Genomic DNA, 22,778 nt, shown 5'->3' on the forward strand with positions numbered 1-22,778 from the left:
TCCCAGAACGATTTTCGACAATCTCTTTTATTTTAGAGGACTTTTGTCACAGCCCCAAGTTATAATAAAGTATTCAAGTTATAATAAAGTATTCAAGTTAAAGGGGAGTAGACAATGTTAGCTTGGCAAGAATCTTGGGCAGAACATAAGTATTGGGTCATGTCGCGCTCGCAGCAATTCTATAATGAAATCAGAATGATGGCAGCTAATAATGATTGGACAGAAACTAAGGAAAAAAAGTATCAAGAGTTGTTGCAACAAGCAGAGGCGCTAAAACCGACAACAGCAACTCTCACAACTGCGTATCAGCATGTCTGGGGATATTTTAAAAAATGTGCAGACAGCACTGAAAAGAAAAAATACCTTGACTATCTAAATGTGCTGACTCCTGAAAATGATCAACTTGGACCATTTTTGACAAAGCTAACTTTCAAGTATCATGTGGCATATCTTGAAAAAGCGCGCTTAATCCTGCAATTTAAAGAGGTGAAATAGATGCGCTTATGGCATCAAAGTTTGATTTCAAGTTTGCCACGCCAACAACTTTTAGGTCAGCATCGAGAAGTAGCTGCACTTCGCGGAAACGGGTGGGGACGACCACATGCAACTGTTAATTATGTGTTCCAGTATTCACCTTATAAATTATATCAGTTCCATTTAATAGTACTAAATGAGATGTTGCGCCGCGGTTATCATCCAAATCAGACATGGTTTACTGCAGAATATCGGGGAACCAGTTGCTCGGCTTACAGCCAGTTGCAAGCTGTCGCGCTGACTTCTCCCATCTACCCTGAGCATAATGCAGCTTATTTAAAAGAATGTCTAGATAATTTGGCAGCTAAGGGAATTACTTTATAAAAATCAAAAGAGGCCAAGAAATAGGCAAATGTGAGCTTGACAGATCAAAGCCGATCCTTACATTTGTATTTCTTGGCCTTTTAAGATTGAGTAACTTTTATATTACAGTAATATCAGGCATATTTTTGAGAATCCATTGTTCAGCTTCTGGTGACCAAAGACCATTATGTTTTGCGAGAATTTTACCGAGCGTGGTTGTTGGGTCGACCTTTGCCAAATCGATTCTGGTAAATTGTTTAGTTGGATAGGTTAATTTCTTACCACCACCAATACTTGGCTGATTTAGTGTGGTTTCTGCAGCTGCATCTAATCCTAATACATGTGTAATAACCTTCGCAACATTTAGTTTACCACTTGCAATTATTTCAGCTGCTTTAGCTTCATTTGCAGCATTGCCACCAGACGTACCTGCTACGTGGGTAAAATTGTAGTGTACATCATAAAAATTCAGTGTTGCTTTGAAATCTTTATTAACTGGGCCAGCAAACTGATTTAAGCAGCCATCTGCACGAAGGAGTTCGCCCGCAAGTGTCACAATAGGTGCAACGCTAATCAAGGTGAAGACATCGTCGTAGCCTTCATTATTCACAGCTTTTAACAATAAATTCTTTTGTTCCTCAATTGATAAATTATTAACATTTATAAATACCATTTCAACTTCATCAGAAGGATATAATTTCTTGGCACGGTCCAGTTTAGCTTGATTGATGTCGGTTACAACGAGCGTCTTGGGTTTAACTTCAGCATGAATTGCATAATCAATCGCAAGGAGCCCCATCGGACCTGTCCCACCAAGTAATAACAAATTTCCGTTTTCTCGAATTCCCATTTTATGATTGTAAGTGTGGGGGATGAGATGGAATTGTGCATCAAAAGCTGCAATAACACAGCTTAAGGGTTCACACAGTGATCCTTCGTAGTAGGCCTGACCATGAAACGGAATTAAGCAACTGAGTTCCATCACTTCATTTGGAATTACAATTAATGTTGCGTCTCCACCGATATAAGGATAGGAGTAACCTGGTACAAAGGGGGTGTCATCTCTTGCTAAATTGGGCTGTATTACATAGTCCTCACCTGCTGAAAAGGCTTGTCTCCATTTTTTTCCAACTTTCAAAATCTTCCCAGCAAACTCATGCCCAATTAATGCTGGATTATTGTTGAGATTATTTGGAGTTTTTTTGTGATCTTCACCTTCCTTGGCTAGTTTCCAAGAAGACATACACATTGTATCGCTAACGACAGTTGCTAGAATTTCATCATCTTTTATTTCTGGAAGTTCAAACTTCTCGATTCTGAGATCTTCTTTTCCGTGAATTCTAAGACCAATACTTTCCATTTTTAAGACTCCTTCACATTTGTGATTTAAAGATATTTTAATTAAAGCGCTTTTATCAAAACCATAATAACATCTTTTTGACATTACGAAAGTGTTTTTAAAATATATTCACAAATGTGATTAATTAGGCTAAACGAATCTTACGTGCAACTTTATCAGTAGTAATTAGAACATCAAAAAGATTAGCCCGCAATCCTCCAACAATAGCTTCAGTTTTCCTTTCCCCAGCAGCCACGCCAATCACAGTTTCCATTTTGCGAAGTTGAGATAAACTTGCACCGACTAGATTGGGATAAATTTCTTGATATTCATCACCTTCTACCGAAAAAGATTGGGATAAAACATCACCCACCATAGAATTTTGATAGATTCCCGCAGAACCTTCTTTTTGGTAAAAAGCATGCCAGTTGTAATTGTCTACCATTTTTGCACTTCCAATTCCTACAATTGCGATGTTTATTTTTTGCCAGAGCCTGACAGTGCTTCTATTTGTTTCTGTAGAAAGAATTTCCCGCATAATTTTCTCTGAATTAATAAAAACAGGTGAATCAAGTGAAAATAATTTTGAATCAGGAATTTTACTACTCATTTGGTGAACTAGATGATTAGCTTGGCAAGAAATATCAAGCTTGCCCATGGGACTACCAATCAAAGGGACCACAGAAATGTTTTTTGCTTTTTTTGATAGAAAGAAATTTTCCACAACTTTTTTAATGGTTTCTCCCCATGACATACCAATTGCACAGTTGTCTTTGATTAATTCATTAAGAAGGCTATTAGTGTAGACAGAGATACTTTCGAGATCGTCAGCATAATTACTGTTGTTTTCTGTTGGAACGATGATTGCTTTTCTTAAATTGAAATTTTGGCATATGAAGTTTGCTAATTCAATGTTTTCTTGATTTATTGGAGGAGCAACCGATATTTTGACGACTCCAACTTGACGAGCTGCTTTTAACAAACGACTAATCTCGGTCCGGTGAATGTGTAACATTTCTGAAATTTGTTTTTGAGAGTAATTCTGTTCATAATATAATTCTGAAATTTGTATTAAACGTTCGATTTGTTTGGAATTTGAGTAAGTCATAAACATCCTTCTTTCTTTATACTGATTGTATCACATATGTGAAAAAAATAAAAAAGCGTTTACATTATAAAAATATGCGTTTATTCTATAGGCATAAAGATGTAAACAATGTAAAACGCTTTTATCACATATGATATTTTTAGGAGGAAATGCAATGAACTGGTTAAAATTAACGAACAAGACTTTTATTGTTACTGGAGGTTCTTCTGGGATTGGCAAGGCAATTGTCAGGGAACTGCTTGATGTTGGTGCTAATGTGGTAAATGCAGATTTGAAAAAAGGAGATTTAGAGAATAACCATTTAACTTTTATTAAAACGGACGTAACTTCTGTGACACAAGTTGAAGAAACGGTTCAAAAAGCAGTAAAAAGATATGGGACTATCGATGGCGTCGTAAATAATGCAGGCATTAATCTTCCGCGATTGCTGATAGATCTAGATGAACCGAGAGGACAGTATGAAATTAGTGAAACAGCTTTTGAAAAAATGTTTACTGTAAATGTCAAAAGCGTATTTTTGATGTCTCAGGCAGTCGGACGAGTATTAGCACAGCAGCGCAAAGGAGTTATTGTGAATATGTCTTCTGAAGCTGGTCTGGAAGGATCCCAAGGGCAGAGTATTTATTCTGGTACTAAGGCTGCAATTAATGGATTAAGTAGATCTTGGGCAAAAGAATTAGGGAAATATGATGTGCGTGTTGTAGGAGTAGCACCAGGAATTATGGAAGCAACAGGCTTAAGAACGCTCAGCTATGAGCAAGCGCTGGCTTATACACGTGGAATTACAATAGAGAAATTGCGTGAGGGGTATAAAAGTACCTCAACCACCCCGCTGGGTCGGAGCGGTAAATTGAGCGAAGTGGCCAGCTTTGTAGCCTTTCTTCTTTCAGATAAAGCCGGTTATATCACAGGAGTCACAGTTAATGTTGCTGGTGGAAAGTCAAGAGGATAAGTGGGGTGAATGCATTGAATATTATTTTGATTGGTCATCATCAGATTGCTGTTAGCATGAAAAATGCTGTAGAAATGATCTTTGGAAAAGTCGATGAGTTTTATCCGATAACTTTTCTACCTCAAGAAGGACTTCAAGAATTAACAAACAAATTGGAAAAGGTACTTCAAACAGTTGATGAGAAAAAGGAAACGTTGGTAATAGCTGATCTTTTTTCAGGGACCCCTTATAATGCAGCTGCTACATTATATTTACAACATCGAGTTACAGACGTTGTTGCAGGAATGTCCTTGCCACTTTGTCTTGAAGTTGCAAGTCAAAAAAAGACGATGAATGTTGCTGAGCTTGTGCACTATCTTTTAGCTAATTGTGAGTCATACACGAAAGTTTTGAGTAATGTTTTGCAGGAACAACAAGATGAAAGGGAGGACTTCTGATGATTATTACATTAGCGAGAATAGACGATCGTCTTATTCATGGACAGGTCACGACTGTATGGTCAAAAAAGGCGGCAGCAGATCGGATCATAGTTGTTGATGAAGATGTTTATAAAGACAATATTAGGAAAACTCTTTTAAAGCAAGCCTGTCCTCCAGGTATGAAAGTGAATGTGGTTAATGTTACGAAAGCAGCAGCGGTATATAAAAATCCTAAATATCAAGATGACAAAGTTTTTTATCTTTTTACAAAGCCCATAGAAGTATTGCGGTTAGTAGAAGCTGGAGTTCCTTTGGAACGGTTAAATATCGGTGGAATGCAATACAGTGAAGGAAAGACACAGATTACAAAATCCGTATCGCTCGACCAACAAGATGTTGATGCTTTTACAAAATTGGATCAAGCGGGAGTTACTTTAGATCTTCAGGTAGTAGAGTCAGACCCTCATATTAATATTATGGATAAGATCTCAGAAAAATTTAAGGGGTGAATTAAGCATGTCAATATTGCAAATCATTTTAATTTTTATTTGGTCTTCAATTGTCGGCAGTGGAAGTGTGTTAGATGAATTTCAAACGCATCGCCCCTTAATTGCATGCAGTGTGATGGGCTTGATTCTGGGAGATCCAGCTAAAGGACTTGTACTAGGTGGAACTTTAGAGTTAATCGCATTAGGGTGGATGAATATTGGAGCTGCACAATCTCCTGATTCTGCTTTAGCTAGTACAATTTCAACTATTTTAGTAATTGTGGGTGGGCAAAGTATTGGCAAGGGCATTGCGATTGCTCTTCCTGTAGCAGCTGCGGGTCAAGTTTTAACTGTCTTTGCTCGAACAATCACAGTTGCTTTTCAACATGCTGCTCTGAAAGCAGCTGACAATGCTAATTTTAAAGCAATTGAAATTCTTCATTTTTCTGCTTTATTTGTCCAAGCTCTCAGAGTTTCTGTACCAACTACATTGGTTGCAGTCTTTGTTAGTCCGGATATGGTTAAAGCATTGCTGGATGCTTTACCGAAAGTTGTGACTGGTGGTTTAACTGTCGCCGGAGGTTTTATCGTAGTAGTTGGTTATGCAATGATCTTAAATATGATGAGTGTTAAGTATCTGATGCCCTTTTTCTATTTAGGATTTGTTTTGGGAGGGTACTTAAAATTAAGCTTGTTAGCATTTGGAGTGATAGGCCTAATTTTTGCAATTATCTATGTTCAACTAAATCCGAAATTTGCGAATATTACTAAAACTTCTGCTATTGAAAGCAATCAAGATGGAAGTTTAGCTGATGATGAGCTAGAGGATTAAAAGGAGACTTTATTATGGAGAATAAGAAAGATACCAAATTAACCAAAAAAGATATTTTTCAGACGTTCATTTTTGAGAACTTTCAACAAGCGTCCTTTAACTTTGAGACTATTCATGGATTAGCATTTTGTGTGGACATGATTCCAACTATTAGAAGGGTTTATAAGACAAAAGAGGAGAGAATAAAAGCCCTCAAAAGACATCTTACTTTTTTCAATGTAACACCAGCATTTTGTGGGCCAATAGTTGGGATTACCATGGCATTGGAGAAGGGACGCTCAGATGGAGAAAAAATTGATGAAGGTACAATCCAAAGCTTAAAAGTTGGTTTAATGGGACCACTTGCGGGTGTTGGGGATCCATTGATGTGGGGAACACTCAGACCTATTTTAGCAGCATTAGGTGCTTCCCTAGCCTTGCAAGGATCATGGTTTGGTCCTTTGATTTTCTTCCTAGCTTTTAATGGTGTACGTTTGTCCCTTAAATGGTATGGACTTCAATTAGGCTTAAATAGAGGGCTAGCACTTGTAAAAGATATTTCTGGGAACTTGCTACCTAAGCTGACTGAAGGGGCTTCTGTGCTGGGATTGTTTATAATGGGCGTCCTAGTAACTAAGTGGACAACAATCAATATTCCACTTGTTGTCTCATCAACAACAACAGCTGGAAAGACAACTACAACTACTTTTCAACAAATTCTTGATCAGCTTTGTCCTGGCTTACCAGCGCTGGGATTAACGCTGTTGATGATGTATTTTTTGAAAAAGAAAATCAATCCAATAATTTTAATTTTTGCATTGTTTGGTCTTGGAATAATTGGATATGGTCTAGGTATTCTTAAGTAGCTCGGAGGGATTTAATGACTGATGGAGGGATTACTTTAATCACAGGTATATTGTTAATTTTTTCAGGTACGATCTTTCCAAAGATTTGCGCACGTAAAAAAGACAGCAAACGGACACCACATTTTAATCTTCTTTACATGTTAGCGGGTATATTGTTAATAATATTAGAAATAACACATGTTTTATAAAGCATAAATATATTAATTAAGGTCATTAATGCAACGTATCGGATTAAATCTAATAAAAAGTAATCTAAGTTGACTTTTTACAAGAATTGGCTTAGCATAACCTCAATTAAATTAATAAAAACAATGAACAGATGAGTAAAACGAGTGTTCCATTCAAGAGAACTTCTGGGTGCTGAAAAGAAGTAATGAACCTCGCTTGAAGATGGTCTGGAAGTGAGAACACCGAATAGTTAAGTATTCATGGGTGCGCCCATTAGCGCGTAAGGGTAGGTAAAGACCCTAAGAGGGGAACAGTGTGAACTGTTCTTAAACTAAGGTGGCAACACGTCAAGAACGTCCTTATTTTTGCAATAAAGCAAAAGGAGGACGTTTTTTTATTTTTTGATTACAATTTTAGGAGGAACAGCGATGACAACACAGAATGAAACAAAGGTCGGGCCATTTCGTTATGATATTGTGGGGAGTTTTTTGCGCACACCTGCGCTTAAGGATGCTTTGGCCAAAAGAAGGACAGGCAGTTTAACTGAGGACGCTTTTTTGACGATTCGGCAGGAACAGATTAAAAAGTTAGTTGAAAAAGAAGCTGCACATGGATTGAAAGCAGTAACAGATGGAGAATTCAGTCGGAGTTGGTGGCATCTAGATTTCCTATGGGGCCTGAAAGGAGTCGCAAAATACGACTATCAAAAAAGTTATCAATTTAAAGGAGCAAAGACACGAACAGATAATGCTGAACTTGCAGGCAAGGTAGCTTATAATCCAAAGCATCCCTTTTTTGATGCGTTTAAAACACTGCAAGCAGCTGTGCCTGCAGGGGTAGTGCCTAAACAGACAATCCCCTCACCCACAATGCTTTTTAGAGACAATCGCTCGGACAATTGGCCGCATTTCTACGAACAACGCAGCGCTTATTTACATGACTTGGCGACAGCTTACCGACAAACTATTTTGCATTTCTACGAATTAGGTGCGCGTTATCTTCAAATTGATGATACAACGTGGGCTTTTTTGATCAGTAAATTGAATGAATCTAAGCATCAACCCCAAGAATATGCTAAGTACGTCACACTTGCCCAAGAGTCCGTTGCTGTAATTAATGAGCTTTTGACCGGTCTGCCAGCAGATCTGACAGTCACCACACATATTTGTCGCGGTAATTTTAAATCGACCTTCTTGTTTGCAGGTGGCTATGATGTCGTCGCTAAGTATTTAGCACAATTGAATTACGACGGTTTCTTCTTAGAATATGATAATGAACGTTCCGGTGATTTTGCCCCGCTTAAGACGATCTTTAATGGACGAAAAGAAAAAAGAATTGTTTTAGGACTTGTTACTTCTAAAGATGGAACGCTTGAAGATGAACAGAGTTTGATTGCACGACTCAAAGAAGCAGCTGAATATGTTCCGCTTACGAATCTAGCACTTTCAACCCAGTGCGGATTTGCTTCGACGGAAGAAGGCAATGTGTTAACTGAAGAACAGCAATGGGCCAAGATTGACTTGGTTAAAAGAGTGGCTGACAAGGTCTGGTAAAAAAATCAGGAATTGATTAATAATAAAAGAGCGACTTTTTTCCAAACGGATGAAGTCGCTCTTTTATTATTTCAGTAATTGCTAGTGGCAGTTAAGCCTTGCTTAGATTTAGAAGGGATTTTCGCCTAAAGCATGTTGTGCTGCCAGATTTAATAAGCTCCATTGACGGTCAAATCCAGGTTGGAAGAAGAAATCTGCTTCTGCAAGCTCTTCAAGACGAAGGTGCTGTTGAATTGCTAAAGCGATGACATTACCTTGTGCAGTAATATCGTACTTAGAAAGAACAGCTCCGCCAACAATCCGATGAGACAAGGGCTCAAAAGCTAATTTAACGAAAACTGGCACGTTTCCTTTATTTGTCGGGACATATTGTGGGCGCAGATTGTCACGATAGAAGGAAGTTTTAATATCTAAACCGACACGTTTGGCAGTAGTTTGATTTAAACCAGCGGTTGCAAAATGATAATCAAAAACACTCAATGCAGATGAACCCACGACACCCTTAAAAGGACGTGCTGGCTTTTTATCGAAAAGATGCTGCACAAGATAGCGTGCTTCACGACGAGCTACGGTTGCTAATGCAATTGGAATTTGCGCATTGGCTGCCACAGAATGTGCAAGTGTCGCATCGCCTAGAGCATATACATCGGACAAATTAGTACGCAAATATTCATCTGTTTTAATGAATCCATGATCATCTAAGGCAACAGTTCCTTTTAACCAGGCTGTGTTTGGTTTAATACCCGCGGCCTGAATCACAAGATCACTAGGATATTCACCATTTTCCGTTTTGACTGCTGCGACTTTATTCGTACCCGTAAATGCGGTAATCTTGGCATTCATGACAACATTGACACCTTGAGTTTTGAGCTCTTTTTCAAGAATTGAAGTCATTTCTGGATCAAGATAGGTTCCCAAAGGACGCGGGATTACGTCTAACAAAGTTACGTTTTTGCCAGCTTTGCGACTTGCTTCGGCAGCTTCGATTCCGATGTATCCAGCACCGATTACTGTTATGTTTTTGACAGCAGGATCTTCCAATTTTTGTTTAATGTTGGTAGCCCAGTCATAACCGCGCATTAAGTAAACATTTTCGAGATCTTTACCAGGGACGGGGAGCTCTTTTGGAACTACCCCTGAGCTTAAGATCAATTTATCATATGCGACTTCTTCTGTCTTGGCGGTGCGTGTATCTTTAACAGTGACAGTCTTGTCGTCTGCGTTAATCTTCGTTACTTCATGGTTGTTTAGAATATGCACGCCCTGCTTAGTGAATTGCTGTGGTTCAAAGTTGCGCACATCAGTTACATCAGTAACGCTATTTTCAAGATATAACTGCATCCCACAGGACATAAATGAAACGAAATCTCCTGCCTCAAACATTGTGATCTCGACATCTGTATAACGTTGTAACAATTCAAGAATTGATTGATGTCCGCCGTGTGATGCTCCGACGATTACTACCTTTGTTTTAGCCATTAAAACAACCTCCTGTAATGTTGGTTATTGAATAACTGCTAGGAACTAGTTATCCGTCCACTGTGCATTTTAGAATAATTCTAAACTACAGTCAAACAAAACACTTTTCTTTTTTAAAAATAAAATTTAATTTTTTAGCGAAAGTTGCAGAAAAAAACAACAGCACATTTTTTTGTGAAATATGGTTGACATTTATCAGTAAATGAACAATAATGTGAACACTATATAAATGAAATAAGCTGCAAGATGAGTACGTGTGGAGCTGCTGTCAGAGAGTCGCTGGTTGGTGAAAAGCGATGGGCTGGTGAAACGCTGAAGATGGTCTTGGATGGAGCTTTACTGTTAAGTTGTTTTTACAATGAGACAGTAACGGGAACTCCCGTTAAAGGGTCGAAGTATCAATTTACAATTTGTAATGGCGTACTTCTTGAGGAGTGATTTGTGAGAATTACTCAAACTAAGGTGGTAGCACGGAAAGCATTTCCGTCCTTGTTCGTAAGAACTTGGATGGGAATGCTTTTTTTTTATGGGAAGGGGTAATTTATAATGGCAGGTTTTAATACGCAGTTGGTGCATGGCAAAGAAATTAAGGATAATAACACGGGGGCAGTCAATATCCCAGTCTACAATTCGTCTACTTATCAGTATCCTAAAGTTGGTGAAAATGTTAGGTGGGACTATGCACGTTCAGGCAATCCCACACGTGAATTTTTAGAAAAGCAAATTGCGCAACTTGAGCATGGAGCTTGTGGTTTTGCTTTTGCATCTGGAATGGCTGCCATTCATGCTGCCTTTGCAATTTTTAGGCCTGGAGATCATATTTTGATAGGCGACCAACTATATGGTGGTACGTATCGTTTGCTTAATCAGTACTTTAAGCTGCAAGGGATTGCATTTACGACGGTTGATACGCGGAATTTAGAGAAGGTTGAAGCAGCGATCCAAAACAATACCAAGGCGATTTATTTTGAGCCTGTTACTAATCCATTGCTGCAAGTCACAAGTGTTAGGGAGATTGCAACCATTGCCAAAAGGCATAACTTGTTAACAATTGTTGATAATACTTTTTTGACACCTTATCTGCAACGTCCATTGGAACTCGGGGCTGACCTAGTAGTACATTCTGCAACTAAGTACTTGAGCGGTCATTCTGATGTAATTGCTGGTTTAGTAGTTGCTAAGACGGCTGCATTGGGACAAAAAATTTATTTTGTACAGAATGCACTTGGAGGTGTGCTCTCACCAGAAAGTGCTAACTTGGTAAGACGTGGAATTCAAACACTCGGGGTGAGGATGGAACGTGAACAACAAAATGTTGCTGCTTTGATTGAGTTTTTACAGCAGCGCCCAGAAGTTGTGCAGCTTAATTATCCGGGCATTGCAGGGACAAAGGATCATGCAATTGCCGCACGTGAATGTCGGGGGTATGGAGGAGTTTTCTCTTTCGTACTTGATGCCAACACGGATGCAACTACTTTTGTAAATAACCTACATTTATTGAAACTGGCGGTTAGTCTAGGGGCAGTCGAAAGTCTGGTAGAACTTCCGTACGAGATGAGCCATGCAGAGCTACCGCCGCAAGAAAGAATTCAAGCAGGAATTACTCCACAATTAATTAGATGTGCAATCGGGATTGAAGATTGCGAGGACCTTATTGCCGATATTAGAGCCGCTCTGGCAGTTGCAAGAAAGAAAACGGCAGCCTCAGTTTAAATTTTGCATCATTTTTTAAAAAAAATTTTTGTAAAGCAGTGGTCTATGTGATAACTAACATTAAAATGGAAGCACACTGCGAACTAAATGTTGTTTATTTAATAAATTGATTTCCTTTACAATCGCCGCCAAACAAGGATTTTAGGCTTGGAAAAGTTGACTTTGAGCTTAGGCTGAAGTAATCTTAGAACTGTCATAATTATGAGATATAGGTGATAAAATTAGAAACGGTATTGTTTATAATTAAAAAATGAATAAACAATTAAGGGTAAAGCTAATGCTGCTCAAAATAACCTGTTTAAGATTTTTTCAGCTAGCGACCGACAATCAATTAGATTTTGGATCAACTGAATAAGTTAGTGATTAATTTAAAAAGAATAGAGATGGAAGGAAGACAAGATGGATTTAAGTATTATGCAACAAGCAATTCCGCAATTTGTTAAGGCCTTTGAACTGACGCTTTGGCTTTCCTTTGTTGGCATATTAGGGGCTTTGCTAGTTGGAGTTTGTTGCAGTCTCTTGCAGTATTTTAAAGTGCCATTTTTAGGTAAAGTTGCTTCTGTATACGTGGAGCTTTTCCGCAATACTCCGCTATTAATCCAATTATTCTTTTTATACTATGCCTTTCCTGTAATTGGCATTAAATTGCCTGCGCAGGTTTGTGGAATTATTGGTTTGGCTTTTCTGGGTGGAAGTTATATGGCAGAAGGTTTTACAGGCGGTTTCAACGGGGTTTCACAGAGCCAATTGGATGCAGGTAAAGCAATTGGACTGAATAAGTTTCAACTTGCCCGTTACGTTGTTTTTCCACAGGGTTTTACGCTCAGTGTTCCGGCCCTGGCAGCCAATGTTATTTTTTTAATCAAGGAGACCTCAATTTTTTCAGTAATTGCAATTCCAGAATTGACAAATACCGCACTTGATTTGGTTGGGTTGTATTATCGCAGTAATGAGTATCTTTTCATGCTAGTACTTGCTTATGCAATCATTTTGATTCCGTTATCAATTATTTTAACAATCCTAGAGCGGAAAGTGAGGTATGGTTCATTTGGGAACTAATATTTTGTTTGCCGGAAATAATTTTGTCCGGTTACTTGAAGGGCTCTGGACGACAGTTTGGATTGCAATCTGTGCGCTTATTATTGGGCTAATTCTTGGGACTGGATTGGGTATTTTACGAACTTCTAAGAATCGGCCAGTGAGAATTTTGTTACGGCTTTATCTTGAGTTTTTTCGAATAGTACCCTCGGTTGTGCTGCTTTTCTTATTTTATTATATTTTGCCCCGTCAGCTGAATCTTAATTTGCCGGCTGAGCAAATGGCAGTACTGGCTTTTGCATTATGGGTAGCGGCTGAATTCAGTGATATCGTTCGGGGAGCCTTGATTTCTGTACCGCAGCACCAAAAAGAATCGGGGCTGGCACTTGGCCTAAATGGCTGGCAGTTGTTTAGGTATGTGTTATTACCGCAAGCACTTGTTTTGGAACTGCCTGCCACAATTAATCTTGCAACACGTGTTGTTAAGACCACTTCGCTTTTAATGCTTATCAGTGTGATGGATGTCATTAATATTGGACAGCAGATCATTGAGGCAAATCGACAGACATATCCAAATGGAATCTTCTGGATATATGGAATCATCTTTTTGTTTTATTTTATCGTCGATTATCCACTTTCTTTGTGGGCTCGCCGTTTAGCTGCAAAACAGCATTAATTATGGAGGAAACAGAGATGCCAGAACAAATTTTGAAGATTGATAAGTTGAATAAATATTATGGGCAGCATCAGGTACTATACGATATTAGTTTTGAGATTCAAAAAGGTGAGGTAGTAGCGCTGTTAGGTCCTTCCGGTTCAGGAAAGAGCACCTTAATTCGTTGTCTAAATGGATTGGAACAATTTCAGTCGGGTTTTTTATTTTTCGGTGGTAAACAAATTACACCACAAGAAAAGAATTGGCCGCAGCTACGGCAAAAAATTGGAATGGTCTTTCAAAGTTATGATCTTTTCCCCAATCTAAGCGTCCTTGATAATATTCTTTTGGGACCGTTAAAAGTGCAAAAACGACAACGTGCTGAAGCAACTGCTGAAGCCTTAAAATTGTTGCAGCGTGTAGGATTAGAGAAATATGCTGAGGTGTATCCGCGGCAGCTTTCGGGCGGTCAGAAACAAAGAGTTGCAATTGTTCGCGCTCTTGCCTTGCATCCTGAACTAATGCTATTTGACGAAGTGACAGCTTCGTTAGATCCCGAAATGGTTCGTGGGATTTTGGAGATTATTCGAGAGCTATCAGAGCGTGACAACATGACAATGATTATTGTTACGCATGAAATGAATTTTGCAGCACAAATTGCAGATCGAATTCTTTTTCTGGAAGAAGGACGGATTTTGGAACAAACCCCTGGAAAAGAATTTTTCCAACACGCAAAAACACAAAGAGCACGGGAATTTCTGGAAAGTATGACATTTTAATAGGTAAATTATGTCTGCTGTTTTTTTTAAGGTTATCAACGCATTAAAATATAGTAGTAACTGGATAAGGGGAGGATTTTTATGCGAAAAAAAGTTTTTTTTAGAAAATTATTTTTAGGAGTGGTGGCATCTTTGGGGCTGATATTTTTACTGGCTGGATGTGGCAATAGTTCCAGCAGTTCCAATAATCAGAGTTCTGTAAGTGCCATTAAAAAGCGTGGTGTTTTGCGGGTAGCAGTTTTTGGTGACCTTAAGCCTTATGGTTGGGTTAATCAAGATGGCAAACGCGTCGGGTATGACGTCACTTTAGCGCGACAGCTTGCCAAAGACTTGAATGTTAAGGTTAAATTTACGCAGGTGAATGCTAACAACCGGGTAGATGCTTTGAACTCCAATAAAGTTGATCTTGTTTTGGCTAACTTTACTGTGACTAGTGACCGTAAAAAAGTCGTTGATTTTGCGGAACCATATATGAAAGTTTCAGTCGGGGTAGTCTCGCCAAAAGAATCACGGATTAGTGATGTGGCTCAGTTAAAGGGGAAGACAGTGATTGTTAGCAAAGGAACAACTGCTGAGACATATTTTACAGAAAAACAAAAAGATGTTAACCTTCTGAAGTTTGATTCCAAAACACAGCAGTTCAATGCATTGAAGAACAAACGTGGAGTTGCTTTAGCGGATGATAATTCTTATCTGTATGCTTGGGTTAAGAATCATCCAGATTATTCAGTTGGAATCAAGACTTTAGGGCCTAGTTCGGCTATTGCTCCGGCAGTTAAGAAGGGGAATAGTTCATTGTTGAATTGGACTAATAAGGATATAAAGAAATTGCGTCAAAATGGTTTCTTTGAAAAAGCATATAATTCAGATTTGAAACCATACTTTAGTTCTGAGGTAAATTCTGCAGATATTTTGATAAATAAGTAGCTGGGCTTTAGAATAAAAAGTTCAGTTCAACGGTAGGTTAATGCATAGATTACTAAATAAGCCCGGGAAGTTAAGCTAAAAACAGATAGTTTTGGCCGCATTCCTGAGCTTATTTTAGTATTTGTAATACCGGACTTAGTCTACGGCGGGGTGTCGGCACTTCGGTCATAACGTGCTCCAATCACCAGCCTTTTGCGCCTAACCACAAATTGCGCATAGTCATAGGCCGACTATTTTGTAATTTGGCGTTAGTGCTCAAAGTCTGACGGTGCTTGTCGACACTTCGGTCATAACGTGCTCCACCCAGCAACCTCCTGTGCCTAAGCCAGCATTACGCGTAACCAAACCCGGGTTACTTTGTAATGCCAGACTTAGTCCACGGCGGTTGGACGCAAGGGTGTCGGCACTTCTTCTAATCATTCTTTACCATAAATAATTCATTGAGAGCATTCATCGCTGCCTGAAGCTGTGTCGCCGTATTTCTAAGTGTATTGTAGGAATCCGCACTAGTTTTCATCGCCGTCTGCGTAGAAGTGGTTACCTGCAGAATCGCTTCCGAACTATTCAAGATTGCATCAACTTGTTCTGTAATATTACCAATATGATCTTGGATTCCTGAAGCCTCCGCCCGAACCTGGGTTGAAAGCTTCCGAATCTCTTTAGCTACGATCGCAAAACCGCGCCCAAGTTCACCTGCACGTGCTGCTTCAATAGAAGCATTAACAGCCAACATATTAGTCTGTTTAGAGATTCCATGAATAGTTTTGACGATGTCGTTTGTTTGTTCAGAACGATTTGATAAAAATTTGCTGCTTTTTTTGTTGGCAGTTGAAGAAGTTTCAATTTGTGCAATGTTATTGCGCAAAGAACCAAGGTTTTTTTGTCCATTTTCTGAAATTTTGTTCATTTTTTCTGAAATATCAAGAACTACCTTGAGTGAAGCTTCTAACTGTTTAGTTCTCTCAGTAATATCAAAGCAGACTTTCATAACAGCAATGACTGCCCCTTTTTCATCTTGCACAGGGAAGTAATTGGCTTCAAAAAAAACTTGTTGTGCGTTTTTGTCTTTTCGAATAACTCGATCTTGATAACTGTGTCCTTGTAAAAGCAGATTCCAAAATTTTTGATAATTTTCACTTTTTACAAAATCTGAAAAACAAAGATCATAATGGTAGAGATTTTTGAGTTCAGCAAGTGAATATTTAAGTGTCTGTGCGAATAAAGGTGTCGCATAGATAATTTTTTTATTGGTGTCAAAGATCACGATTGCCATTTCTCGCGAAAAAGCAGTATTAACAGCGCGTTTGATGATTTGGTCTGTTTCCATCTTTACCTCCCGAGGATACGTGTTTGTTTTTAGCTTCACTTGTTATTATCGACTAAAATATTTAATTTTTTAGTTCCTTTTTGAAATAAGCAAGGCGTACGGTTAGAAAGCCACAGTATAAAAATAAACTAACGATTAATGCGGGTAAAACGGCGGCTAACGGGCTTTAACCTAATGCAGTTATCATCGAAAGGGGCTTTTATGGTAGTATTACAAAATAGGAGCTACATTAATGAAGCAAGCTTGAGTGACAGCGCGTGAATAGCCACATTCCAAGTGATTGTTGAAAAGAGTTAAAATACATTACAGTAGACTAAAATAAGCAGCTGGCCAAAAAATATGTTTTGACGCAGTCCCAGTTGTGAAAGGAACGGTTAAGGTAACTAATGAATAAATATGTTATTTCTATGTACGATAAGGGTCAAAATGAGGCAGGACCTAAAGCAAAAGTTGATGTAGTTCGCTTCTTGCAAAATGATGGCTTTACCGGAATTGAATTCTATTTTAATGGAAGACGTAAGGCAGAATTAATGAGTATTATTCAGACGTTATGGGATATTCCACACCGTTTGCGTCCACTTCCACTAGAGGTTGTCTTATTTCAATATCCAGCTTTTAATGAACGTACAAATAAGAAAATTGTGACGCAGGTTAGAAAACAAGCGAATAGCAAATTATTTTATTTGCTGCATGACGTTGAAGCATTACGGTTGCGTAGAAATGATAAGCTATTTTTGCAAAAAGAAATTAATTTTTTTAATCAAAGTGACGGATTAATTGTACATAATGATAAGATGCTGGGATGGTTAAAAGAAAATGGAGTAGTCAAACCAATGGTCAGCCTTCAGCTTTTTGATTATGATAACCCGCAACCGTTGCTTGAAGGACGCCCTTTTGACAGAAGTATGTGCTTTGCTGGTAATTTAGGGAAAGCGAGTTTTTTGAATAAATTACAGCTTAATCATAGTTTGGAATTATTCGGTCCAAATCAGCAGGCTAGCTACCAGCAAAATATTCATTACTGTGGTTCGTATTCACCTGAAGTACTACCGCAGAAGTTAACGCAAAATTTTGGTTTGATTTGGGATGGTTCCAGTCTGGAAAAATGTGATGGCGTGTTCGGAGAATATCTAAGGTATAATGATCCGCACAAAGCTTCTTTGTATCTTAGCTCAGGGTTACCTGTTATTATTTGGAAAGAAGCTGCCTTAGCTGAGTTTGTGCGCCGGCACGGCCTTGGACTTGTGATTTCAAATCTGCATGAATTGGATGCGAGCTTGGAGGCTGTTTCCCAAGATGAGTATCAAAGATTGTGTGCAAATGTGCGTAAGATTGCACAAAAATTACGTACGGGTCAATTCATCCGACAAGCTTGGCATGAACTGATGAGCAAAGAACAGGAGAATAAAAAATGATACCCAAAAAAATCCATTATTGCTGGTTTGGTGGCGGGCAATTGCCTGAACAATACCAAGAGTATCTTGCGGGGTGGCAGCGACTTTGCCCCGACTATGAAATTATTTGTTGGAACGAAAAAAACTATGACGTTAATAAAAATAAATATATGGCACAAGCATCTCAGCAGCAAAAATGGAGCTTTGTTTCTGATTATGCCGGTTTTGATGTAGTGTACGAGTATGGCGGTATTTATCTTGATACCGATGTTGAGTTAGTTAAAAATCTGGATGAGTTGCTAGACCAGCAGGCTTTTTTTGGGATGGAGTCGAACGAAGAAGGAATCGCAGTTGCGCCGGGATTGGGATTTGGCGCCGAAAAAGGCAATCCGATCATTGGTGGTCTAAGGGATATGTATGAGGGACTTAGTTTTATCAAGGATAATGGTGAACTTAATATTGTTGCAATTCCGGTCTATGCAACTCAATATCTGGCACAACGCGGATTTCAAAAAACTGATAGACTGCAAAACGTGGCGGGGGCAACAATTTATCCGACTGATTATTTTGCTCCGCTTGATTTTTTGACGGGAGAAGTTAAGTTGACGGCAAATACGTATAGTATTCACCATTACAGCGCATTATGGCAGGATGAAAGAAGTCGGCGTCATACGCAAATTATCCGGAAGGTGAACCAGCGTTTAGGAAAAAAATGGGGGATGAAGGTTAATTGGTTTTTACGAGCAGGTTGGGGAATCTGGCGCCGCTTACGAGCATTGATTTCTCACCAGTCTTGACCATTTTTGAGCGCTAATACCGAATTGAACAGACTAGGTACGAAAGAAAAAGAGAGATAATAATGATGACAAAAATTAGTGTAGTTGTTCCAGTCTATAATGTGGCTGAATATTTACAGCGTTGCATTGAGAGTTTACGTAAACAAACAATGACTGCTTTTGAAATTATTCTAGTTGATGACGGAAGTACGGATTCGTCTGGCAGTATTTGTCAAAGCTACTCACAAAAGTATCCACAGTTAATTAAGTACTATAAAAAGAAAAATGGCGGGTTATCTGATGCCCGCAATTACGGAATGCAGTTTGCAACAGGACAATACTTACTGTTCATTGATTCTGACGATTATGTAGAACCGCAGATGCTGGCAAACATGTATCAGCAGAGCGCTCAGGGGACAAAAAAAATCGTTGAATGCAACTTTGTTTGGGAAAATGGTGCTCAGCGCAAACCGGATCAGGCGGTTGTCTACGATTCGATTGCAACTTATCTGGTTAAGGGACGAGTGGTTGCCTGGAATAAGCTGTATCGCAGAGATTGGTTGACTGAGATTGGAGTTACTTTCCCAGTTGGTAAGCTGTATGAAGACCAAGCATTTTTCTTTAAGACTGCTGCATTTTTGAATAATGTGACAGAAATTGCAGTTGATCGAAACTGTGAGGTCCATTATGTCCAGCGAGCTTCCTCAATTTCATATGCTCAAAATACTAAAGTTGCGGACATTTTTTGGATTTATCAGGACATTTTGAATTTTTATCATACACGAGGTTGTTATTCTGAGTATGCACAAGAACTCGAATATCGTTTCTGTCGTAATTTATTTGGGAATGTGCTGATCCGCAAGGTACGAAAGATTAAGAATAAAGAATTAAAAAAGCAGTTATTAGATCAAATTTGGGAATGGACCCAAAAATGGTTTCCGCATTGGAAAAAAAATCGATATCTGCTTGAAAAAAATAAAGTTAATTACTATTTAAGAAGCCTGAACAAACTGAATTATCGCTTCTTTTATCTGTGATAAAAAAACTGAACTTGTTGCAGTTTTGAGATCTATAAAATTTTGGTTTTCATTTGTGCGGAAATCAGAGTGTGTGGAGGGGTTTCAATGTTCTTGGCCATTAGAGAGATGAAACATGATAAAGTTCGTTATGGGTTGGTTATTAGCTTGATTTTTTTGGTGAGCTACTTAGTATTTATTTTGACTGGCCTGGCTACTGGACTTTCTGATCTGAACAAGTCTGCCATTGAGCAGTGGAATGCCGCAGAAATTGTTCTTGATAAAGACGCTCAAGGAAGGTTGCCGCAATCGTATCTTAGTGCGCACGATCTGCGCCAGATTGGCAAAAAAGGTGCACAGCTTGCGCAATTTTCAACGCTTGTTAAAAGTCATAATTATAAGGAAAATGCACAATTATTGGCAATTAAACGGCAAGAATTTATTTACAAAAAACTGCCTTTGCAGGAAGGAAAAAAATTTGGTGCTGCTCGAACTGTGGTTGTTTCTGCTAAATTCAAGCAAGACGGTTTCAAATTGGGAGATTCTTTAACAATTCCAAATTCCAAAGTGCACTTGAAGATTGTCGGTTTCATCACGGCATCTTCGTTGAATGTTGCTCCAGTGATGTACACCTCATTTGAAACGCTGAAAGAAGTCACCAAAACTAGGAGTATTAACGGTGTGGTCTTTCAACATTCCGGAGATAAGCATTTAAAATTGAAGGACAGTCGAAGATACTCAATTGCGCAGTTTATAGAGCAATTGCCCGGATATAGTGCACAACAGTTAACCTTTAATTTTATGATTGGTTTTTTGTTTGTGATTATTTTAATTGTAATTTCAATTTTTTTATATATTTTAACGCTGCAAAAGCTGCCAAATTTTGGTGTGATGAAGGCACAAGGAATTCCTACCGGTTTTTTGATTCGGAATACACTTGTTCAAACATTGCTAATGTCCATCTTGGGGGTTGCAGTTGCACTTGGATTAGCGTTCGTGACCGCGCTGATACTACCGACACAAGTGCCCATTAAATTAGACTGGAATGAAATTGGAATTGCGGGCATGGGTATCATTGTAATGTCTTTGGCAGGGGCGCTAATCCCAATTCGGCAAATAATCAAGGTTGATCCGATACAGATGATTGGAGGTTGATGCACGGATGCAGGGATTAAAATTAAGTGCGGTGAGCAAGTTCTATGGTACAGGCACTGGTAAAACGATCGCGCTGGAACAAGCAAATTTTGAAGTTGGCAAAGGAGAGTTAGTGCTTGTTGTGGGGCCTTCAGGTTCTGGTAAAACGACTTTTTTGACAATTGCGGGGGGACTTCAAACTCCCAGTAAAGGCAAGGTAATGATTAATGGTCGGGATACTGCCACATTAACTGCAAAGGAACGCACAAAATTACGACTAACGACAATTGGATTTGTGCTGCAATCCTATAATTTGGTGCCTTTTTTAACAGTTGAAGAGCAATTCGAGCTGGTGACGAAGGTTAAAGGACACAATCTTGCACCTGCAAGGTTTAATAAATTACTGAATGATTTGGGTTTAAAGCAATTACTGCGCAAATATCCCAGCGAGTTGTCGGGAGGACAGCAACAACGAGTTGCGCTTGCTCGGGCCTTATTTGCCGATCCTGAATATGTGCTGGCAGATGAGCCAACAGCAGCACTGGATACGGAACGTACATTGCAAATCATTAAACTATTAAAAAAATTGGCACATGAGAATCAGAAAACGATTATTGTGGTTACCCATGATCTGCGCTTAGAAGCAGTGGCAGATCAAGTCTATCAGATAATAGACGGCAAACTTTCAAAGCAGTAACACTGATTGTTAGAAAAAAAGCAACCAGTTTAACTAGGAGGTAGCGCAGATGTGTACGAGTATTTTCCAAATCAGTATAGATGGTAGCCATGTGTTATCACGAACAATGGATTGGCACGCGTTGGTTGCCGGTCCTGTTTTTGTGCCACGTGGGTTTCGCTGGCATTCGTCATTCGACGGGGCATCCTATGTGAATCGGTTTGCAATCATTGGAACAGGGCGGCAACGGACCGCGGAGATTGATATTTCTGACGGAGTTAATGAGTGTGGCCTCAGCGTTCAGAAGTTGACATTTAAGCACGGGACACATTTGCTTTCCGAGGCTTCTAATGCCTATACTTGTCTAGCTCCTTTCGAACTGCCATGTTATTTGTTAGCTAACTATCGCTCAGTGGCTGAAATTGAAGACCACTTGCCTGAGATCCGCTTGTTAAGTGGGGAAAATGCACGGGAAAATTATGGTTACCCTGAATTGCACTATGTTGTGGCTGACCGTAGCGGCAGAGTGGTAATTATTGAACCGACAACACAACCGCTACAAATCATTGACAATCCGCTTGGAGTAGTGACAAATGCATATGACTTTCAAAAGCAATTATCTAAATTAAAAGATTATCTGAATTTTACTCCAGAATTTAGTGCTGGGAAACAACTTAAAAATGTTGCCAAGGTAAGTACTGGAAGTTTTGCAGGTAAAAAGGTACCTTCGAGTTCGTATACACCGAGTGGGCGTTTCATTCGTGCTGCGTATTACAAAGAAAGAGCTGATCAGCCACAAAACGAGCGGGAGAATGTGAGCAGCAGTTTTCAATTACTAAATAGCGTAAGTGTTCCTAAGAGTAGTGCCTATCAAAAGACCTACTCAGTTTATCGGGCAGCTTATTGTTTAGAGTCACTCCAATATTACTTTGAACCTGCTGCACGTTTAGGGCTTGTACGGCTGCAGTTGACTTCAGAAATGCTCACTTTTAAGCAGGCGCATTTTTTCAGTGTTAAAAATGAACTCAATGCGGTCACGTTAAAAATGTAACACGAAAGCCGATTGGCCTGAGAGAAAGTCGATTAGACAAAAGCTTCCTTAATTTAAGTACTCCTTGAAATTTATAATTAGCTGCAGTTAGATAATCAGTTTAGGGCTGGGTCAAAAGTTAAATTTTGACGTGGCCTTTTTAGTTATGCTGGATAAAGGTGATTCATAAATCAAAATTCTGCGATTAACTTCGAATTATTAAGCGCAAAGGACACATAGTATTCATATTTTTGCGTTCACACTCAAGTTTTAGCAAATTATAACTATCCCTC

The 22,778-nt window shown here is 39.0% G+C and carries 23 protein-coding genes and 1 other annotated feature; of the genes, 19 read left to right on the forward strand and 4 right to left on the reverse strand.

Annotated features, from left to right (window positions below; genetic code table 11):
* Positions 1-114 precede the first annotated feature (114 nt).
* Both FD50_RS08190 and FD50_RS08195 read left to right on the forward strand, forming a co-directional pair.
* Positions 115-495 carry a DUF1722 domain-containing protein gene (locus FD50_RS08190; protein WP_056961097.1) on the forward strand — a complete coding sequence of 127 codons (381 nt, stop codon included), beginning with the start codon at positions 115-117 and terminating at the stop codon, positions 493-495.
* Positions 496-858, forward strand: a complete 363-nt coding sequence (locus FD50_RS08195; RefSeq protein WP_056961098.1) for a TIGR02328 family protein — start codon at positions 496-498, stop codon at positions 856-858.
* 97 nt (positions 859-955) lie between these two features.
* On the opposite strand, the gene FD50_RS08200 is transcribed toward FD50_RS08195, so the two are convergent.
* Together FD50_RS08200 and FD50_RS08205 are read right to left on the reverse strand one after the other, a co-directional pair.
* Positions 956-2,197, reverse strand: coding sequence for an MDR/zinc-dependent alcohol dehydrogenase-like family protein (locus FD50_RS08200; protein WP_056961099.1), 1,242 nt, complete (start codon positions 2,195-2,197; stop codon positions 956-958).
* A gap of 124 nt (positions 2,198-2,321) precedes the next feature.
* Positions 2,322-3,284, reverse strand: a complete 963-nt coding sequence (locus FD50_RS08205; RefSeq protein WP_056961100.1) for a sugar-binding transcriptional regulator — start codon at positions 3,282-3,284, stop codon at positions 2,322-2,324.
* Between the two features lie 154 nt (positions 3,285-3,438).
* Between FD50_RS08205 and FD50_RS08210 the strand changes: the two genes are divergently transcribed.
* The 6 genes from FD50_RS08210 (at position 3,439) to FD50_RS08235 (ending at position 8,541) form a co-directional block, all read left to right on the forward strand.
* The gene (locus tag FD50_RS08210) at positions 3,439-4,236 is read left to right on the forward strand and encodes an SDR family oxidoreductase (RefSeq protein WP_056961101.1); all 798 of its coding nucleotides are present in this window, start codon (positions 3,439-3,441) and stop codon (positions 4,234-4,236) included.
* 5 nt (positions 4,237-4,241) lie between these two features.
* On the forward strand, positions 4,242-4,673 hold the full coding sequence (locus tag FD50_RS08215) for a PTS sugar transporter subunit IIA (protein ID WP_235803453.1): 432 nt from the start codon (positions 4,242-4,244) through the stop codon (positions 4,671-4,673).
* Complete coding sequence (locus FD50_RS08220) at positions 4,673-5,164, forward strand: mannose/fructose/sorbose PTS transporter subunit IIB (protein WP_056961102.1); 492 nt, start codon at positions 4,673-4,675, stop codon at positions 5,162-5,164. Before FD50_RS08215 ends, FD50_RS08220 begins: the two co-directional genes overlap by 1 nt.
* Positions 5,165-5,171: 7 nt before the next feature.
* Complete coding sequence (locus tag FD50_RS08225; RefSeq protein WP_056961103.1) at positions 5,172-5,975, forward strand: PTS mannose/fructose/sorbose transporter subunit IIC; 804 nt, start codon at positions 5,172-5,174, stop codon at positions 5,973-5,975.
* 14 nt (positions 5,976-5,989) lie between these two features.
* Positions 5,990-6,820 (forward strand): PTS system mannose/fructose/sorbose family transporter subunit IID, encoded by an 831-nt coding sequence (locus tag FD50_RS08230; protein ID WP_056961104.1) that lies wholly within the window; start codon positions 5,990-5,992, stop codon positions 6,818-6,820.
* A 302-nt stretch (positions 6,821-7,122) separates the two neighbouring features.
* Positions 7,123-7,352: a binding site (T-box leader), on the forward strand.
* A 64-nt stretch (positions 7,353-7,416) separates the two neighbouring features.
* Entirely contained in the window at positions 7,417-8,541 is a 1,125-nt protein-coding gene (locus tag FD50_RS08235; RefSeq protein ID WP_056961105.1) for a vitamin B12 independent methionine synthase, read from the forward strand.
* A 108-nt stretch (positions 8,542-8,649) separates the two neighbouring features.
* On the opposite strand, the gene FD50_RS08240 is transcribed toward FD50_RS08235, so the two are convergent.
* Complete coding sequence (locus tag FD50_RS08240) at positions 8,650-10,020, reverse strand: FAD-dependent oxidoreductase (protein WP_056961106.1); 1,371 nt, start codon at positions 10,018-10,020, stop codon at positions 8,650-8,652.
* Between the two features lie 546 nt (positions 10,021-10,566).
* Here FD50_RS08240 and FD50_RS08250 point away from each other — a divergent pair.
* The 5 genes from FD50_RS08250 to FD50_RS08270 all read left to right on the forward strand — a co-directional run bounded on the left by FD50_RS08250 (position 10,567) and on the right by FD50_RS08270 (position 15,132).
* Positions 10,567-11,733: a trans-sulfuration enzyme family protein gene (locus FD50_RS08250; protein ID WP_056961108.1), complete on the forward strand. Its 1,167-nt coding sequence runs from the start codon at positions 10,567-10,569 to the stop codon at positions 11,731-11,733.
* A 399-nt stretch (positions 11,734-12,132) separates the two neighbouring features.
* Positions 12,133-12,792: an amino acid ABC transporter permease gene (locus tag FD50_RS08255; protein WP_056961109.1), complete on the forward strand. Its 660-nt coding sequence runs from the start codon at positions 12,133-12,135 to the stop codon at positions 12,790-12,792.
* Complete coding sequence (locus tag FD50_RS08260) at positions 12,773-13,447, forward strand: amino acid ABC transporter permease (protein WP_056961110.1); 675 nt, start codon at positions 12,773-12,775, stop codon at positions 13,445-13,447. The genes FD50_RS08255 and FD50_RS08260 overlap by 20 nt, the downstream gene beginning before the upstream one ends.
* A 17-nt stretch (positions 13,448-13,464) precedes the next feature.
* On the forward strand, positions 13,465-14,205 hold the full coding sequence (locus FD50_RS08265) for an amino acid ABC transporter ATP-binding protein (RefSeq protein WP_056961111.1): 741 nt from the start codon (positions 13,465-13,467) through the stop codon (positions 14,203-14,205).
* 81 nt (positions 14,206-14,286) lie between these two features.
* A complete protein-coding gene (locus FD50_RS08270) occupies positions 14,287-15,132 on the forward strand; it encodes a transporter substrate-binding domain-containing protein (protein WP_056961112.1) in 846 nt (281 codons plus the stop codon).
* Between the two features lie 412 nt (positions 15,133-15,544).
* Here the strand turns inward: FD50_RS08270 and FD50_RS08275 are convergent, their stop codons facing one another.
* Positions 15,545-16,459 (reverse strand): methyl-accepting chemotaxis protein, encoded by a 915-nt coding sequence (locus FD50_RS08275; protein ID WP_054756244.1) that lies wholly within the window; start codon positions 16,457-16,459, stop codon positions 15,545-15,547.
* Positions 16,460-16,845: 386 nt separating this feature from the next.
* On the opposite strand from FD50_RS08275, the gene FD50_RS08280 reads away from it, so the two are divergent.
* The 6 genes from FD50_RS08280 to FD50_RS08305 all read left to right on the forward strand — a co-directional run bounded on the left by FD50_RS08280 (position 16,846) and on the right by FD50_RS08305 (position 22,506).
* The gene (locus FD50_RS08280; RefSeq protein WP_054756246.1) at positions 16,846-17,874 is read left to right on the forward strand and encodes a sugar transferase; all 1,029 of its coding nucleotides are present in this window, start codon (positions 16,846-16,848) and stop codon (positions 17,872-17,874) included.
* A complete protein-coding gene (locus FD50_RS08285; RefSeq protein WP_056961113.1) occupies positions 17,871-18,650 on the forward strand; it encodes a glycosyltransferase family 32 protein in 780 nt (259 codons plus the stop codon). The genes FD50_RS08280 and FD50_RS08285 overlap by 4 nt, the downstream gene beginning before the upstream one ends.
* A 62-nt stretch (positions 18,651-18,712) precedes the next feature.
* Entirely contained in the window at positions 18,713-19,666 is a 954-nt protein-coding gene (locus tag FD50_RS08290; protein WP_235803454.1) for a glycosyltransferase family 2 protein, read from the forward strand.
* A gap of 87 nt (positions 19,667-19,753) precedes the next feature.
* Complete coding sequence (locus FD50_RS08295; RefSeq protein ID WP_056961114.1) at positions 19,754-20,800, forward strand: ABC transporter permease; 1,047 nt, start codon at positions 19,754-19,756, stop codon at positions 20,798-20,800.
* 7 nt (positions 20,801-20,807) lie between these two features.
* A complete protein-coding gene (locus FD50_RS08300) occupies positions 20,808-21,476 on the forward strand; it encodes an ABC transporter ATP-binding protein (RefSeq protein WP_056961115.1) in 669 nt (222 codons plus the stop codon).
* Positions 21,477-21,525: 49 nt separating this feature from the next.
* Complete coding sequence (locus FD50_RS08305; RefSeq protein ID WP_056961116.1) at positions 21,526-22,506, forward strand: choloylglycine hydrolase family protein; 981 nt, start codon at positions 21,526-21,528, stop codon at positions 22,504-22,506.
* Positions 22,507-22,778: the final 272 nt, after the last annotated feature.

The organism is Liquorilactobacillus satsumensis DSM 16230 = JCM 12392 (assembly GCF_001435195.1).
Classification (GTDB): domain Bacteria; phylum Bacillota; class Bacilli; order Lactobacillales; family Lactobacillaceae; genus Liquorilactobacillus; species Liquorilactobacillus satsumensis.